General features: G+C 64.5%; 14 protein-coding genes. 9 read left to right on the forward strand and 5 right to left on the reverse strand.

Annotation, left to right across the window (positions count from 1 at the left end; all coding sequences use genetic code 11):
* Positions 1-40 precede the first annotated feature (40 nt).
* The gene (locus tag V9L17_RS13975) at positions 41-568 is read left to right on the forward strand and encodes a glutathione peroxidase (RefSeq protein WP_337351857.1); all 528 of its coding nucleotides are present in this window, start codon (positions 41-43) and stop codon (positions 566-568) included.
* A gap of 123 nt (positions 569-691) precedes the next feature.
* On the forward strand, positions 692-1,621 hold the full coding sequence (locus tag V9L17_RS13980; protein ID WP_337351858.1) for a phosphodiesterase: 930 nt from the start codon (positions 692-694) through the stop codon (positions 1,619-1,621).
* Positions 1,622-1,652: 31 nt separating this feature from the next.
* Here the strand turns inward: V9L17_RS13980 and V9L17_RS13985 are convergent, their stop codons facing one another.
* Positions 1,653-3,068: a stealth family protein gene (locus tag V9L17_RS13985; protein ID WP_376044730.1), complete on the reverse strand. Its 1,416-nt coding sequence runs from the start codon at positions 3,066-3,068 to the stop codon at positions 1,653-1,655.
* 297 nt (positions 3,069-3,365) lie between these two features.
* Positions 3,366-4,295, reverse strand: coding sequence for a hypothetical protein (locus V9L17_RS13990; RefSeq protein WP_337351860.1), 930 nt, complete (start codon positions 4,293-4,295; stop codon positions 3,366-3,368).
* Between the two features lie 147 nt (positions 4,296-4,442).
* Between V9L17_RS13990 and V9L17_RS13995 the strand changes: the two genes are divergently transcribed.
* Together V9L17_RS13995 and V9L17_RS14000 are read left to right on the forward strand one after the other, a co-directional pair.
* Positions 4,443-4,742: a type II toxin-antitoxin system VapB family antitoxin gene (locus V9L17_RS13995; protein ID WP_337347119.1), complete on the forward strand. Its 300-nt coding sequence runs from the start codon at positions 4,443-4,445 to the stop codon at positions 4,740-4,742.
* Positions 4,735-5,406: a LytR C-terminal domain-containing protein gene (locus V9L17_RS14000; RefSeq protein ID WP_337351861.1), complete on the forward strand. Its 672-nt coding sequence runs from the start codon at positions 4,735-4,737 to the stop codon at positions 5,404-5,406. The genes V9L17_RS13995 and V9L17_RS14000 overlap by 8 nt, the downstream gene beginning before the upstream one ends.
* 30 nt (positions 5,407-5,436) lie before the next feature.
* Here V9L17_RS14000 and V9L17_RS14005 read toward each other — a convergent pair whose 3' ends face one another.
* Together V9L17_RS14005 and V9L17_RS14010 are read right to left on the reverse strand one after the other, a co-directional pair.
* Positions 5,437-6,087 (reverse strand): TetR/AcrR family transcriptional regulator, encoded by a 651-nt coding sequence (locus tag V9L17_RS14005; protein ID WP_337351862.1) that lies wholly within the window; start codon positions 6,085-6,087, stop codon positions 5,437-5,439.
* 76 nt (positions 6,088-6,163) lie between these two features.
* Complete coding sequence (locus tag V9L17_RS14010) at positions 6,164-6,862, reverse strand: DsbA family oxidoreductase (protein ID WP_337351863.1); 699 nt, start codon at positions 6,860-6,862, stop codon at positions 6,164-6,166.
* A gap of 189 nt (positions 6,863-7,051) precedes the next feature.
* On the opposite strand from V9L17_RS14010, the gene V9L17_RS14015 reads away from it, so the two are divergent.
* From V9L17_RS14015 to V9L17_RS14035, 5 genes are all read left to right on the forward strand, one after another.
* The gene (locus V9L17_RS14015; RefSeq protein ID WP_337351864.1) at positions 7,052-8,170 is read left to right on the forward strand and encodes a glycosyltransferase family 4 protein; all 1,119 of its coding nucleotides are present in this window, start codon (positions 7,052-7,054) and stop codon (positions 8,168-8,170) included.
* 15 nt (positions 8,171-8,185) lie between these two features.
* A complete protein-coding gene (locus tag V9L17_RS14020; protein ID WP_337351865.1) occupies positions 8,186-10,333 on the forward strand; it encodes an amylo-alpha-1,6-glucosidase in 2,148 nt (715 codons plus the stop codon).
* A 296-nt stretch (positions 10,334-10,629) separates the two neighbouring features.
* A complete protein-coding gene (locus V9L17_RS14025) occupies positions 10,630-11,625 on the forward strand; it encodes a glycosyltransferase family 2 protein (RefSeq protein ID WP_337351866.1) in 996 nt (331 codons plus the stop codon).
* A 95-nt stretch (positions 11,626-11,720) separates the two neighbouring features.
* Positions 11,721-12,347, forward strand: a complete 627-nt coding sequence (locus V9L17_RS14030) for a polysaccharide deacetylase family protein (protein WP_337351867.1) — start codon at positions 11,721-11,723, stop codon at positions 12,345-12,347.
* Positions 12,348-12,359: 12 nt separating this feature from the next.
* Complete coding sequence (locus V9L17_RS14035) at positions 12,360-13,640, forward strand: nucleotide sugar dehydrogenase (RefSeq protein ID WP_337351868.1); 1,281 nt, start codon at positions 12,360-12,362, stop codon at positions 13,638-13,640.
* A 115-nt stretch (positions 13,641-13,755) separates the two neighbouring features.
* Here the strand turns inward: V9L17_RS14035 and V9L17_RS14040 are convergent, their stop codons facing one another.
* Positions 13,756-14,289: a GNAT family N-acetyltransferase gene (locus V9L17_RS14040; protein ID WP_337346944.1), complete on the reverse strand. Its 534-nt coding sequence runs from the start codon at positions 14,287-14,289 to the stop codon at positions 13,756-13,758.
* Positions 14,290-14,303 lie beyond the last annotated feature (14 nt).

Genomic DNA, 14,303 nt, shown 5'->3' on the forward strand with positions numbered 1-14,303 from the left:
AACGAATCACCCGCATGACCAACCCTTCAAGGACGGCGCTGTGACTTCCCTCCACACCATTCCCCTCACGCTCAACGACGGTACCGAGACCCGCTTCGGCCGGTTCAAGGGAAACGTAGTCCTGGTGGTGAACGTGGCGTCACATTGCGGTTTCACGCCCCAATACGCCGGACTTGAGACGGTTTACGAGAAGTTTCGGGACCGCGGCTTCGAGATCCTCGGAGTCCCGTGCAACCAGTTCGCCGGCCAGGAACCCGGCACCGACGGCGAGATCGCCGAGTTCTGCGAGCGGAACTTCGGTGTGACCTTCCCGCTCACGGCCAAGGCCAACGTCCGGGGCAAGGACCAGCATCCGCTGTACGCGGAACTGACAAAATTCAAGACCAGCGTGCTGCCCGGACTGGTGAAATGGAACTTCGAGAAGTTCCTGGTGAACCGCGACGGCGAGGTAGTGGCACGCTTGGCACCGACCGTCGAGCCGGACTCCGCAGAAATCATTGATGCCATTGAATCGGCATTGGTGGCCTCTAATGTTCAAGAAGACCCGAGCGGGCATTACGGAACGTAATTCTTTGATCTTTTTCCAAGATGGCCTCGGCAATTTACCCAAAATTTGCCGAATGTCTGGTTGGATAAAGATTACTGATGGGTAGAAGGGAAACGCCGTTTCCCACCGACCACAAAGGCAGCAATGGAGCACATCGAGGCCGAGCACCCCCGGCCACGCCACTTCCTACTCCACCTGAGCGACCCCCACCTGATGGGAGGTCCAGACCCCCTATATGGCGCAGTAGACAGCGAAGCCAAGCTCATCCAGCTTTTCGACGAGGTCCGGGCATCCGGGGCACGGCCGGAGGCCGTCATCTTCACAGGTGACCTCGCGGACAAGGGCGACCCTGACGCCTACGCAAAATTGCGTGCAATCGTTGATCCTGCCTGCGAAGACATGGGCGCCAAGGTCATCTGGGCCATGGGAAACCACGACAACCGTGCCAACTTCCGGGCGGGGCTGCTGGACCAGCCAGCGAACGACGCCCCCGTGGACCACAGCTACTTCATCAACGGCCTGCGCGTGATCACCATGGATACGTCCGTGCCGGGATACCACCACGGGGAGCTGAGCGAATCCCAGCTGGACTGGCTGGCCAGCCAGTTGGACACCCCCGCGCCGGACGGCACCATCCTGGCGCTCCACCACCCGCCGGTCCCGTCCGTCCTGGATCTCTCAGTGCTGGTGGAACTGCGCGACCAAGCGAGCCTGGAGGCAGTGGTCCGAAACTCCGACGTCCGCACCATCCTCGCCGGGCATTTGCATTACTCAACCACTGCAAGCTTCGCCGGAATTCCCGTCTCGGTGGCTTCGGCGACCTGCTACACCCAGGACCTTAACGTGGCGGCCGGCGGAACACGGGGCCGGGACGGCGGCCAGGCGTTCAACCTGGTCCACGTCTACGAGCACACCATTGTCCACTCGGTGGTCCCGCTGGGCAGCACGCCCACTGTGGGCGAGTACGTTGCGCCTGAAATGACGGCAGCGCGCCTGGCCGCCGCGGGAGTCCGCATCCCCGAGAAAGCAAAGACCGCCGGAACCCTCAAGGTCGGACTCGGATCCAGGAGCTAGCGGGAGCCGCAGGCCTGGGCCACGGGCGGCCTCAGATCTCCCAGGGCGCCTTGATGGGGTAGTACTTCTCCAGGAAATCGGTCACCAGTTCCGCCCGCTCGTCGGCTGGGACTTCCGGGAAACTGCCGTCATTCAGGCAGAAGAAGTCCATATTGCGCTTGGCCAGCAGCTTGGGCAGGTAGTTCAACCCGGCCCGCATGGTGGTGTCCACGTAGCGCACCCTGGCTGCCGTCTGGGTGACCGCCCGGCCCGTGAGCAAGGCGTAGTAGTGGTAGAAGGAATTGGTCACCGAAATGTTGTCCGCGGCGCGGAACCTGCTGGCCGCCGTCTTGCGGAACTCCTCCGGGAACTCCCGCTCCATACGGGCCACCACGCTGCGACGCAGCGGGGCAGCCGTGTGCTCAAGGTGGCGCGTGGTGATCCGTCCGAAGCGGTTCCACAGCAGCTTCCGGTTTACGCGTGCGGCGTTTTCGAACCCGCTGCGTTCGGCGGCGTTCTCGCCGAGTCCGATCCGCGTTTCGGCTTCAATGAATTTGGTGATGCCGCCGGGAGTGAAGAACATGTCCGGACCGACCGGGCGGCCGAAGAACATGTCGTCATTGGAGTACAGGAAGTGCTCTGAGAGCCCGTCGATGTTGTGGAGTTGGCATTCCACGGCCTGCGAGTTGTGCGTGGGCAGGACCGAGGGATCGGAGAAGAACTCTTCGCTGCGGACAATGGTCACCGACGGGTGCTCGGCGAGCCACTCAGGCGCGGGGGAGTCGGTGGCGATGAAGATGCGGCGGATCCAAGGCGCGAACATGTAGACCGAGCGCAGGGCGTACTTGAGTTCGTTGATTTGCCGGAAGCGGGCCTCATGGTCATCGCCTTCGCCGAGAACAACGCCTTGCTGCTGGGCACGGCGTGCAGCGATGTATTCGGGGGAGCTGCCGTCCACCCAGGAGAACACCAGGTCAATGTCGAAGCTGATGTCGCTGGCGTGGTCAGCGAACATGTTCTCGATCGTCGGCCAGGTGTGCCCGTACCGTTCCACCGTTCCACGGACGGCGTCCTGGGTCAGCATGGTACGGCGTGTCAGGGAATTCTCGATGGGCAGGATCAGCTGGTCGCCCCCGAAGCTCCACAGCTCAATCTGGACCCCCGCGGAGGAACCGAACTCGAAGCCGCCATCCGGTTCGACACGGGGACGGTACAGGCGGAAGATCCGGGCCTGGCGGTTGGGGGAGAGCTCGCCGTCGGCCACCAGCACCGAGGATTTCTTTTTCGCGTCCACGGTCATGGAATAGACCGGTTCATTGCGGCAGGCCTCCACCAGGGCGGCCCGCAGCTTTTTCCTGTCCTTCCAATCCAGCGCAATGACTGGGCGGTCGCTGTTGCCACGGACCAGGAGGTAGTCCAGCCCGGCTCCGGCCAGTACATTGCGCAGGAACAGCAGGTCCTCCACCATCGCCTGGTAGGGCGTCCGGTTGTGGTTGATCAGGGCATACCTGCCCTTGTGCCGGACGACGTCGGGACGGTGCTTGAGGCGCGCTTCAGCGGCAGGCGATGTCACCTCCGGATGGGCACCTGTTTCTACGGACGCCTGGCCGCCGTAGTAGATTTCATCCTGAACCGGTGTTTCTGTAATGGTTTTCTCCGCAGCTAAGTGGTAAGCGTTCTTACTTGCATAATAGCCCTGCCATTGAAACGGCAGGTTTCGGGCCGGACAAGTCCCGGCACCGGAAGCCCTATCAGTCCCGGAGCCTCAGCCCGCGAGCGCCTCGCGCCAACTGCGCAGGAAAGCTCCGCCGGCGTCGTCGTGGATGACGTCGTCCGTAAGGCCCAGGTCCGCTGCCGTCAGGACGGTGTAAGGCTTCTGGGGAACGCCGTCCGCGGGGCGGACGTCCACGTGCATGACCGCGTGATCGTTGTGGTGCAGCCAATCTGCCATGGCGTAATCGGTGCGGGAATCCCCCACCGTCCGCCAGGCCTGCGGCGTAATGCCTTGGGCTGCGAGGAGTTCCACCGCACGGCTGGCCCCCAGGTCCTTGCCCAGCCGCACCGATTCAATGTCCGTGGAGATGATGGTGGGGTCCACACGGTAGTCCACCTCGTCGTCGGAATTCGGTGCGTGGTGGTCCAGCCGGACCACGCCCAGGCCGTGGCGGGACATCAGGTCCATGGCGTCGGCGTCAAAGAGCTTTTGTTCGGCGAGGTAGTCAGCGCTGTCCACCTCGATGTGCTGCTCCACGGAGACCATGGCACGCTTGGTCTCGTCGAAGAACATATGCGCGGAATAGTCCTCGGCCACCAGCCGGCGGACGTCGTCGCCGTAGGCCCCGGGAACCGCCAGCTCATGGTCAACATGGATAGGGCCCGGGCCGGCGGCGGTGTAGCTGAACCAGACGGCGCCCTTCTCGCAAACGGCGTGGATGATGGTCCCGGAGGGTATTCCGGCGGCGATCATGGGGTCCATGACCTGTTCCCGGATGAAGGCGTCGGAGCGGCCGGTGTTGAAGATGACTGGAATTCCTGCGGCGGCCAGCGCAACGAGGTCGGCAATGATCCCGGGCTGCACGTTCCGGGTCACGGGGCTGGCTACCGGACCGTCGACGTCGAGCAGGAGGGCCAGGGGCGGCGCGGACGGCAGGCGTACGCCGGGCGTGGAGCCGGCAGGGAATTCTGTCGCAGTCATGCCTCCATTGTGTCAGGCGGGCCGGCCGGGCCCGCGACGGCCGCTGAAGTGTTCCGCATGTGACACATGGTTACTGTTTGGCTACAACCTTGGAATGGCGCGGGCAAGGCACTTCTCTTGTGCTGCCAAGGTGCCTAGGGTGGCATGGTGATATTCAAAGCTGTGGGCGAGGGACGCCCTTACCCCGACCATGGTTTCAACACGCCCAAGGAATGGGCCTCGCTCCCGCCACGCCCGGTGCGCCTCGACGAGCTGGTGACCACCAAGCGGACGCTGGACCTGGAGGCTCTCCTGGCCGAGGACTCCACATTCTTCGGCGACCTTTTCCCCCACGTGGTGCAGTACAAGGGGACGTTGTACCTGGAGGACGGACTGCACCGCGCGGTCCGCACTGCCCTGCACCAGCGCACCGCAATCCACGCCCGCGTGCTGGTCATCGATGGCTAGGAAACCCAAGGACGCCAGCGTCCTGCACGGCCACCACGTAGTTACCGGCCCCGAGCTGCGGGCCACGTTCGAAGCGGCGGGCGAACCCGAGGACCCCGTCCGGTTGCGCCGCCGCGTAGTGCATGGGGTGGTGCTGGTCCTGCTGTTGGGGATGATCGTCGCCGCGATCATCATCGCCCTGGCCATCGTCAATGGGCAGATCAGGTTTCCGACGACGGAGGCCAGCGACGAACCGGCAACAGTCTGTCCCGCGGCTACCTTCGACTACACCCCCAACGACCAGATCAACCTCAACGTCTACAACTCCACCAGCCGGCCGGGCCTGGCCAGAACCGTCGCGGACGAATTCCTTGCCCGGAAGTTCATAGTGGGTGCCGTGGCCAATACCGACGCCGGGTACCGCGGAGTGGCCGCAGTGGTGTCAGGGGCGGCGGGGCAGTCCGCTGCCTTCAGTGTCCAGCGCAACCTGCCGGGCTCGGACTACTTCCAGGACGGGCGGACGGACGCCAGCGTGGACGTGATCCTGGCCGGGGACTATGAGGCCCTCGCAGCGCCCGAGCTCGTAGACCAGACTCCTGGCCGGCTGAGCTGCCCGCGGGAAAGCAGGCGGATCGCGGACGACGACAAATGGCCAGTCATCCCGACGGCCGGCGCCACGCCCTGAGCGGTTCAGCGGCATTTTGTGGGGTCAGGCTCAGCTGGCCACCGCAGGAAGGGGCCTGACGCGCACCGGCCTGCCGCCGTCGTCGAACCTTGCCCCGGCGCCGAGCTGGATGAACCGCACCGTGCGGGCAATGCGCGCCTCAAGTTCCGCGGGCTCGTCACTTCCCCGTGCCGCGCTGGACGAGAGCGTTCCGTGGATCAGTTGCGCCTGCTGTGCGATGTCTGCGACCGGCAGGTAACCCTGCTCCATACCGTCACGCAGGATGCCCTGGAGCAGGACGCTGAGCTCGCCCACGTGGTCCGCCAGTTTGGCAAAGGACGACGGCGACAACACCGCAGCCATCGCCGGTCCCGGGGGGAGATGGCGGCGGCTGAGGTCCTCCACCTGTGCACGCACGTACAGTGCCAGCCGCTCCACCGGGTTGTCCAGCCTGTTTAGTGACTCCCTGAGTTCGGTAAGGAACCGTTCGGTCTCGTCCAGGGCGTAGGAGATGAGGAGTTCTTCGATGTCGGCGTAGTAGTTATAGACAGCCGTCCGGCCCACGCCGGCGTGCCGGGCAACGTCCGTCATGGTCAGGCCGGGGAGGCCGTGGGTAAACAGCAGCTCGCCGAATGCCGTGAGGACACGGCGCTGGGTCTCTGCGCGTTGCGCGGCATTGCTGGCCGCCGAAATCCTGGGCATGCAGACACTTTACCGCGATGTGTCAGTAAAACGCGCGTATGCCGTACTGACCCGCAGCTAGATCAGACCGCGCATATCAGACCGCGCAGCCGTCCGGTCCGCAGGCTTCGCCGTCGGCAGCATTGACGAGCACCAGCGGGTGGGTCTCCTGCCAGGCCTGGTTCAATGCCGCGGTGAACGTTTCGGACGGCTGGGCGCCCGAGAGCCCGAACTTGCGGTCAATGACGAAGAACGGGACACCGGTGATGCCGAGGGCACGCGCTTCCTCGAAGTCGAAGCGGACGTCATCGGCGTACTTGTCGGTGGAAAACAGTTCAGCCACCTCGGTGGAGTCCAGTCCCAGGTCTTGGCCCAAGGCCATGAGGTATTCCTGGCTGCCGATGTCCTTGCCATGCTCGAAGTGGTCGCTGAGGAGCCGCTCCTTGGCCGCATCCTGTTTTCCGTGCGCAGCCGCAAGGTGGATCATGCGGTGGGCGGTGAAGCTGTTGGCCACCACTACCTTGTCGAAGCGATAGTCCAGGCCTTCGCCTTTGGCCTGGGTGGCAACGTGTTCGAACATCTGGGAGACCTGCTGCGGGGCCAGGCCCTTGCGCGTGCTCAGGTAGTCCAGTTCCGTGCCGTCATAGTGTTCCGGAAGCGTAGGATCCAGCTGGTAGCTGCGCCACTTCACCTCCACGGCATCGCGGTGTGGGAAATCGGCCAGGGCGGCCTCGAATCGGCGTTTGCCGATGTAGCACCACGGGCACGCAACGTCTGACCAGATCTCAATCTTCATGCTTGCCACAACCCTGCCCGTCCCGCGGCCATTCCCCGCAGGCGCTGTCGGATTTATCACACCGAGGTCTTGAAATGTGCAGCCCTGCGGGGCGATAGTCGGAACAACAGGTTAAGCAGAAGCCTTTCGGAACACACCCAGTTGCCGGTGCGGGGGGACCTGGCCTGCCATCCTCGCGGAGGCCACAGCATGCGAATAGGACTTATTGCAGCACCTTGGATTCCCATTCCCCCCGTTGGCTACGGGGGCATAGAACGGGTTGTCGACTCCTTGGCCAGGGGATTCATCGCGGCGGGGCACGACGTCCTGCTGGCCGCGGCGGCGGACAGTACTTGTCCGGCGCCTTTGGTACCAGGCATGAGGCCTTCTGAGCGGGGTGGACTCGGCTCTACACTCTCCGAACTCAGCCATGTCATCCGGGCGTATGACGGCATGGACGGCGTGGACATCATCCATGACCACACCTTGGCCGGGCCGCTGGTAGGCCGTAGGCCCGCCGGGGTCCCCGTGGTGACCACCATTCACGGCCCGCTGATCCCGGCGTCGGCTGATTTGTACCGGGCCATGGCTCTGGATACGGCCATCATTGGAATCTCACGGGACCAGACCTCCCATGTCCCTGATGTACCGGTGACCCGGGTCATTCATCATGGAATGGACGTCGCCGGCGTCCCGGCCGGGTCGGGGAAAGGCGGCTACGTCTGCTTTGTCGGCAGGGTATGCCCGGACAAGGGCTTGCTTGAAGCAATCCACATCGCACGCAAGGCAGGCATCCCCCTTCGCATCGCAGCCAAGATGCATGAGCCTGACGAGATCGGGTATTTCCGTTCAGTCATCGAGCCGCTTTTGGACACGAACGAGGAGTTCCTTGGCGAGCTCGGGGACGCCGAGAAGTATCGGCTTATGGGTGAAGCGATAGCATTCCTGAATCCCATCCAATGGTCCGAGCCCTTCGGGCTGGTGATGATCGAGTCCCTTTCGACTGGAACCCCCGTGGTGGGAACACAGGTCGGATCCGCGCCTGAGATCGTGGACCACGGAAAGACCGGCTACCTGGGGCGGACCGAGGAATTGCACCGCTTCATTCCCCTCTCCGCATCGCTGGACAGGTCGCATTGCAGGGAGCGGGCGCTGCAGCTCTTTAGCACTGAAAGGATGGTGGCCAACCATCTGGACCTCTACGCAAAACTGCTCGAAGAGCCTCAGGCCGCGGGGGTTCCCGAAGGCACCCAAATGCACCAGAATCGAATACGGTCATCCATGATTCGGGCGCAGGAAACGAGCCCATTACCAACGCTGAGGCCTTAAGGGAGGAGTGCGTCCATGACTGCATGGAATGCGGACACGGAGGCGGACGTAGGTGGTGCCGACACCGTAACGGTGGTGGAGGGATCGTCCTTTTGCATTTCTTCCCATAGCGGCGATATCAGCCCCGACGGCGGAACAAACGGTGCGTTCTACCAGGACACGCGTGTGGTGTCCCGGTGGATCCTCCGCATCAACGGTGCGCTGCGGGAGCCTTTGGTGGCGCAGCGGCCCGACGCTTACGAAGCTACCTTCGTGGGCCGTGCCAAGTGGCCCGATGGCCGGTACGACAGTCCGCTCGTGGTGCGGCAGGAAAGGCACATCGGGCCCGGACTCCAGGACGACATCACCCTTGAGAACTATTCCGCGGAACCGGTCGACTGCGACATCGAACTCCTGGTGGACGCAGACCAAGCGGATCTTTTTGACGTCAAAGGCGGACGGTCCACCAAGGACGCCACCATGACCCGGAGCGTGAAGGGCAGTGAGCTGGTGATCGAGGCGGTCCGCAACGGACAGCGCCGCGGCACAGCGATCCGCGCGGCCGGGGCTGAGATCTCAGACGGCATGCTGCGGTTCCGGGCCACCATTCCCGCGCGCGGCAAGTGGTCCACGAGCGTCATCGTGGTACCGCTGATCAACGGTGTGGCTCCCAGCGAGCCCTTCACTGAAGGCGGCTTGCCCCGCCACCGCACGGGTGTCCAGCGACATCTGGCGTGGGAGGAGAACGCACCGCGCATCGACGTGGCGAATGGCAACGTTGAGGAAACCCTGCGCCGCAGCCAAAGCGATCTGGGGTCGTTGCGCATTTTCGACGCCGAACACCCGGAACGTGCAGCAGTAGCGGCAGGTGCGCCGTGGTTCATGGCCCTGTTCGGGCGGGATTCGCTGCTGTCTTCATATATGTCCCTCCTGGTGGACCCCACTCTGGCGGCCGGAACCCTGCAGACCCTGGCAACCATCCAGGGAACCAAAGTGGATACCGATTCGGAGGAGCAGCCGGGCCGCATTCCGCACGAAGTGAGGTTGGGCGTCACTGCCGGCCTGTCACTGGGTGGAACCGCCTACTACGGCACCGCGGATGCCACACCACTCTTTGTCAGCTTGCTGGGGGAGCTGAGCCGCTGGGGACTGTCGGATGACATCATCGATTCGCTGATCCCCCACGCGGACCGCGCACTTGAATGGATTGAACAGTACGGGGACCTCGACGGCGACGGCTTTGTGGAGTACTTGAGGCCCAACACCCATGGCCTCGTCAACCAGGGCTGGAAGGACTCCTGGGACGGGATCAACTTCGCCAACGGACAAATGGCGGAGCCTCCGATTGCCTTGTGCGAGGTCCAGGCCTACGTCTATTCCGCGTATGTTGCCCGGTCCCTGCTGGCGCGCTCAGACGGGGACAGCGCCCTGGAGCAGCACTGGGCAGAGCGTGCAGCCGCATTGAAGGAAGCGTTCAACGAGAAGTTCTGGCTGCCGGACCGGGGATATTTCGCCGTTGCGCTGGACAAGGACAAGAACCCGGTCGACGCATGCACATCGAACATGGGCCACTGCTTATGGGTGGGCATAGTGGATGAGGATAAAGCGCCGTCGGTGGTGGACCATCTGATGTCGCCCAAAATGTTCACGGGCTGGGGGATCCGGACACTGGCTACCGACATGGGTGCCTACAACCCGGTGAGCTATCACAACGGCTCAGTCTGGCCACATGACACGGCCCTCGTGGCCACTGGCCTGATGCGGTACGGCTTCGTTGACGAAGCCAAACGGATCGCCAGTGGGATCCTGGACGCGGCAGAACATTTCGACGGGCAACTGCCCGAACTGTTCTGCGGCTTCGACCGGTCCGAGTTCCACGGCCCGGTGCCGTATCCCACAGCCTGCTCCCCGCAGGCCTGGGCGGCGGCAACACCCATCCAGCTGGCCCGGATACTGCTGCGCTTCGACCCGGACTTCACGCGCAACGTGGTCCATCTGGCCCCGATCCTCCCGGAGGACATCGGAGACTTCCGGGCCGAGAACGTCCTGCTGGGACATTCCCGGGTGACCATCAGCTCGCACGGACGCGAGGGCAGCATCGAAGGCCTTCCACCAGGGCTGAAGCTGCTGAAGGAACCCCGCCCACCCCTCGATGATCGACTGGGCGGCCGGCCAGGGGACTAGCTGTTCGCCGACTTCAGCATCGCCGCAGGGAGTCCGGCGAAGGTCATTCGCGCCCGACAGGCATCGACGGGTGGCGACGGCGGAGGAAATGTGTAAGCTGATCCACAGTCATGACCGTGGGGACGGCATGGCTGGAAGGAGTTTGGGGATGTCAGTGATTTCTGGCGCACCCGCGGCAGCAGCGACACATGCGCCCTGCGGTCACGTGATTCTGTGTGCCGTCGATCGACGATCACCGTCCGTCCGGTTCACCGTACACAACTGATTCACGCGCGTCGGCTCCGAGGGAGAACCACATGCAGGCAGCACACGACCGTACGGCGCAATCGCGGAAGAGTGACGATGTATCACTCGTCGTCGCCATTCCGACTTTCAAGCGCCCCGAGCGTCTGGTCCAGACCTTGCAGCTCGTGGGAGAGCAGCTCGCGCCGCTCATCGACGCCCGACAGGCGGGGGCCGTGTCGATCCTTGTCATCGACAACGATCCCGCCGAGTCGGCTCGCTCAGTCGTCGCAGACGAATACGCCGGCGTGGCCACCCGCTATGTAGCCGAGGCGACACCCGGCATCCCCGCGGTTCGCAATCGCGCTCTCGACGAATCGGCCGATGTCGACCTCCTGTCGTTCATCGACGACGACGAGGTTCCGCTCGAAGGCTGGATCTCGTCGCTTCTGGTCACATGGTCGAACTCCGGTCGGCCGGCCGCCGTGATGGGTCGCGTGGTGTCGCTCTTCGACCCCGACGCCGACCCCTGGGTGCTCGAGAGCGGTCTCTTCCGTCGCCCGCAACGCCCGACCGGCACCGAGATCGGCGTCGCAGCGACCGGAAATCTGCTCCTGGACCTGAACCAGGTCCGCAGCAGCGGAGTGCGCTTCGACCAGCGGATCGGGCTGGGCGGCGGCTCCGACACCCTGTTCAGCATGGGTTTGAAGAAGACGGGCGCGCGCCTCGTATGGTGCAACGAGTCCGTCGCAGAAGACACCGTCGAGCCCGAACGTCAGACTCGACCCTGGGCGCTGAAGAGGTCGTTCAGCCACGGCAACGTCTCGGTCCTCGTGCAGCTGCGGTTGGAGTCGAGACCCGCACGCCGTCTGCTGATCCGGGCCAAGGGGATCGCGGGCGGAGCCGCTCGCGTCGTCGCAGGGTACGCGCGGCACCTGTTCGGGCGTGCGACCCGGTCGATCCGCCACGATGCCAAGGGCCTGCGGCTCGCATACCGAGGAGCAGGCATGATCTCGGCGAGCGTCGGTCAGACGTACTCGGCGTATTCCCGGCCGGGTACGCCGGCATGAGCCGATTCGTTCCGGCAGGCGCACGGAGATGGCTTCGCAGCCATGGCGGCCCCCTCGGGTCGATCGTGCGCGTACGGACGAGCCTTCCCGAGTTCGTGCTCACCTACGATGACGGCCCGGATCCTGTCGAGACCGAGCGCGTTCTCGAGGTTCTCCGTGATGAATCCGCGTCGGCGACCTTCTTCGTGCTGATGACGAGGGCTCGCGAGCATCGGTCGCTGATCTCCGAGATCCTCGCCAGCGGGCATGAAGTGGCGTTGCACGGGCCCGACCACCGGCCGATCTCGCGCCTCGGCTATCGCGAAGTCCGCGACCGGACCGCGTCGGCGAAGGCCGAGCTCGAGGACATCTCCGGCGCAGCGGTGCGGTGGTACCGCCCGCCGTATGGACTGCAGTCTCTCACCAGCTTCCGGGCGATCAAGGCGACAGGCCTCGAACCCGTGCTCTGGGGGCCCACGGCATGGGACTCTCGCGAGGCGACGACGGAACAGCGAGTCGCCCGCGCGCTCCGCGGCGCCGAACCCGGGGCGATCCTGCTGTCACACGATTCATATGCGGGAATCGCCGACGGCGGGCGCAGCGATTCGCCACCGGCGGTGGACCGAAGCGCCCTCGCGACCCGCATACTCGCCGCGTACCGCGAACGGGGACTACACGCGCGCAGCCTCGCGCAGGCCTTGACCTCCGGCTCGCCGGTGAAGGGAATCTGGTTCAAACGATAAAGGGGAAGAAAGATGACTGAGGAGAACCGCCGAGAGGCAAAGAAAGTCGTCGTCATCGGGCAGGGGTACGTCGGCCTGCCGGTCGCGATGCGGTCGGTCGCCATCGGTCATGATGTCGTGGGGCTCGACCTCGATCCGCGCCGCATCGACAGCCTCGGAGCCGGAAGCTCGCACGTCGATGACATCTCCGATGACGTGCTGCGCGCTGCCCTCGACTCCGGGCGCTACCGCGTGTCATCCGACTACGCGGACGCCGCCGGCTTCGATGTCGCCGTGATCTCGGTGCCGACGCCGCTTCGCGAGACGCTCCCGGATCTCTCGTTCATCGAGAGCGCCGCGGTATCTCTCGCGCCGCAGCTGACACGCGGAGCGCTTGTGGTCCTCGAGTCCACGACTTATCCGGGCACCACGCAGGAGCTGCTCATCCCGCTGCTCGAGGAGGGCTCCGGCCTGACCGCGGGCGCGGACTTCTTCGCCGGCTACAGCCCGGAGCGGATCGACCCGGGCAACCCGACCTGGGGCCTGCAGGAGACCCCGAAGATCGTCTCGGGCATCGACGAGGAGTCGCTGGCGAAGGTGTCGGAGTTCTACTCCGCGATCGTCGACACGATCGTACCGGTGAGTTCTCCGAAGGAGGCCGAGATGGCCAAGCTCCTCGAAAACACCTTCCGTCACGTGAACATCGCGCTCGTCAACGAGCTCGCGGTCTTCGCTCACGCCCTGGGTGTGAACGTGTGGGAGTCGATCGACGCCGCAGCGACCAAGCCGTTCGGCTTCATGAAGTTCACGCCCGGTCCGGGGGTCGGTGGCCACTGCCTGCCGGTCGACCCGAGCTACCTGTCGTGGCAGGTGCGTCGCAAGCTGGGCAAGAGCTTCCGGTTCGTGGAGCTCGCCAACGACGTGAACGACCACATGCCCGAGTACGTGCTCCAGCGTGTGAGCCGCCGCCTGAACGAAGAGGGCAGCGCGCTCAACGGCGCTCGCGTTCTCCTCCTCGGGCTCGCCTACAAGAAGAACACCGGCGACATCCGCGAGTCCCCGGCGCTTCCGCTCATCGAACTGCTGCAGGACCAGTCCTCAGTCGTGCATGCCGTCGACTCGCACGTCGAGGAGCATCACTGGCCTCGCACGGTCGAGAGGGTCGCCGCCGCGGCCGTCGATTTCCACGCATACGACGTCGTCGTGCTCATCACCGACCACGACGACGTCGACTACGAGGTTCTCGAGGCGAGCGGTGTGCCGGTCTTCGACACCCGCAACCGCCTGCGCGGCGAGAGCATCGAACGCCTCTGACCGCCATCACACGATAGATAGGGCGGTGCGGCATCCTGCCGCACCGCCCTGACTCTGCCCCTATAGTGGTAGCTTCCGAGGGCCCACAACGCTGGATACTGCCGATCCTCCGTTTCTATGGGACGGCGCGTTCCAGCACAAAGTCGTGTTCCACCGTGGTCCCCAGCCTGAATGACTTGGAGCCGACCTTCCGGAAGCCCGACTTCTCGTAGAAACGGATTGCCCGTGCGTTCTGGCTGTTGACGCCAAGCCATACCCCTGCCCCTCCTGCCGCCGCGGCAGCCTGAAGGCTGGCGTGCATCAGTTCCGCCGCGGCGCCGAGTCCGTGGTGCTCCGGATGGACGTAGCACTTGCTCAACTCCACCGACGGTGCCAGCGTCAAGGCTGCCACCACATCCGGATCCTGGGCCTGTCCATTCACCAGCAGGCTGTAGCCGCGGAGGGACCCGTCGTCGTCGATCACCAGCACGGTGACGTCAGGGTCGGTGAGGTACGCCTGGAAGTGGCTTTCGCTCAGTGTGTTGGCCACGTGTGTGGCAATGTCCTCCGGGGACGACGACGGCGGGCACGCCAGCGGGAAGGTGACGGCCGCCAGCGCGGCGAGCCTGCCGGCGTCGTCCGCTGTTGCTTTTCGAATGGTGGGGCTCATGCAGGGATTCTATT

The organism is Pseudarthrobacter sp. CCNWLW207, assembly GCF_037203945.1.
GTDB lineage: Bacteria > Actinomycetota > Actinomycetes > Actinomycetales > Micrococcaceae > Arthrobacter.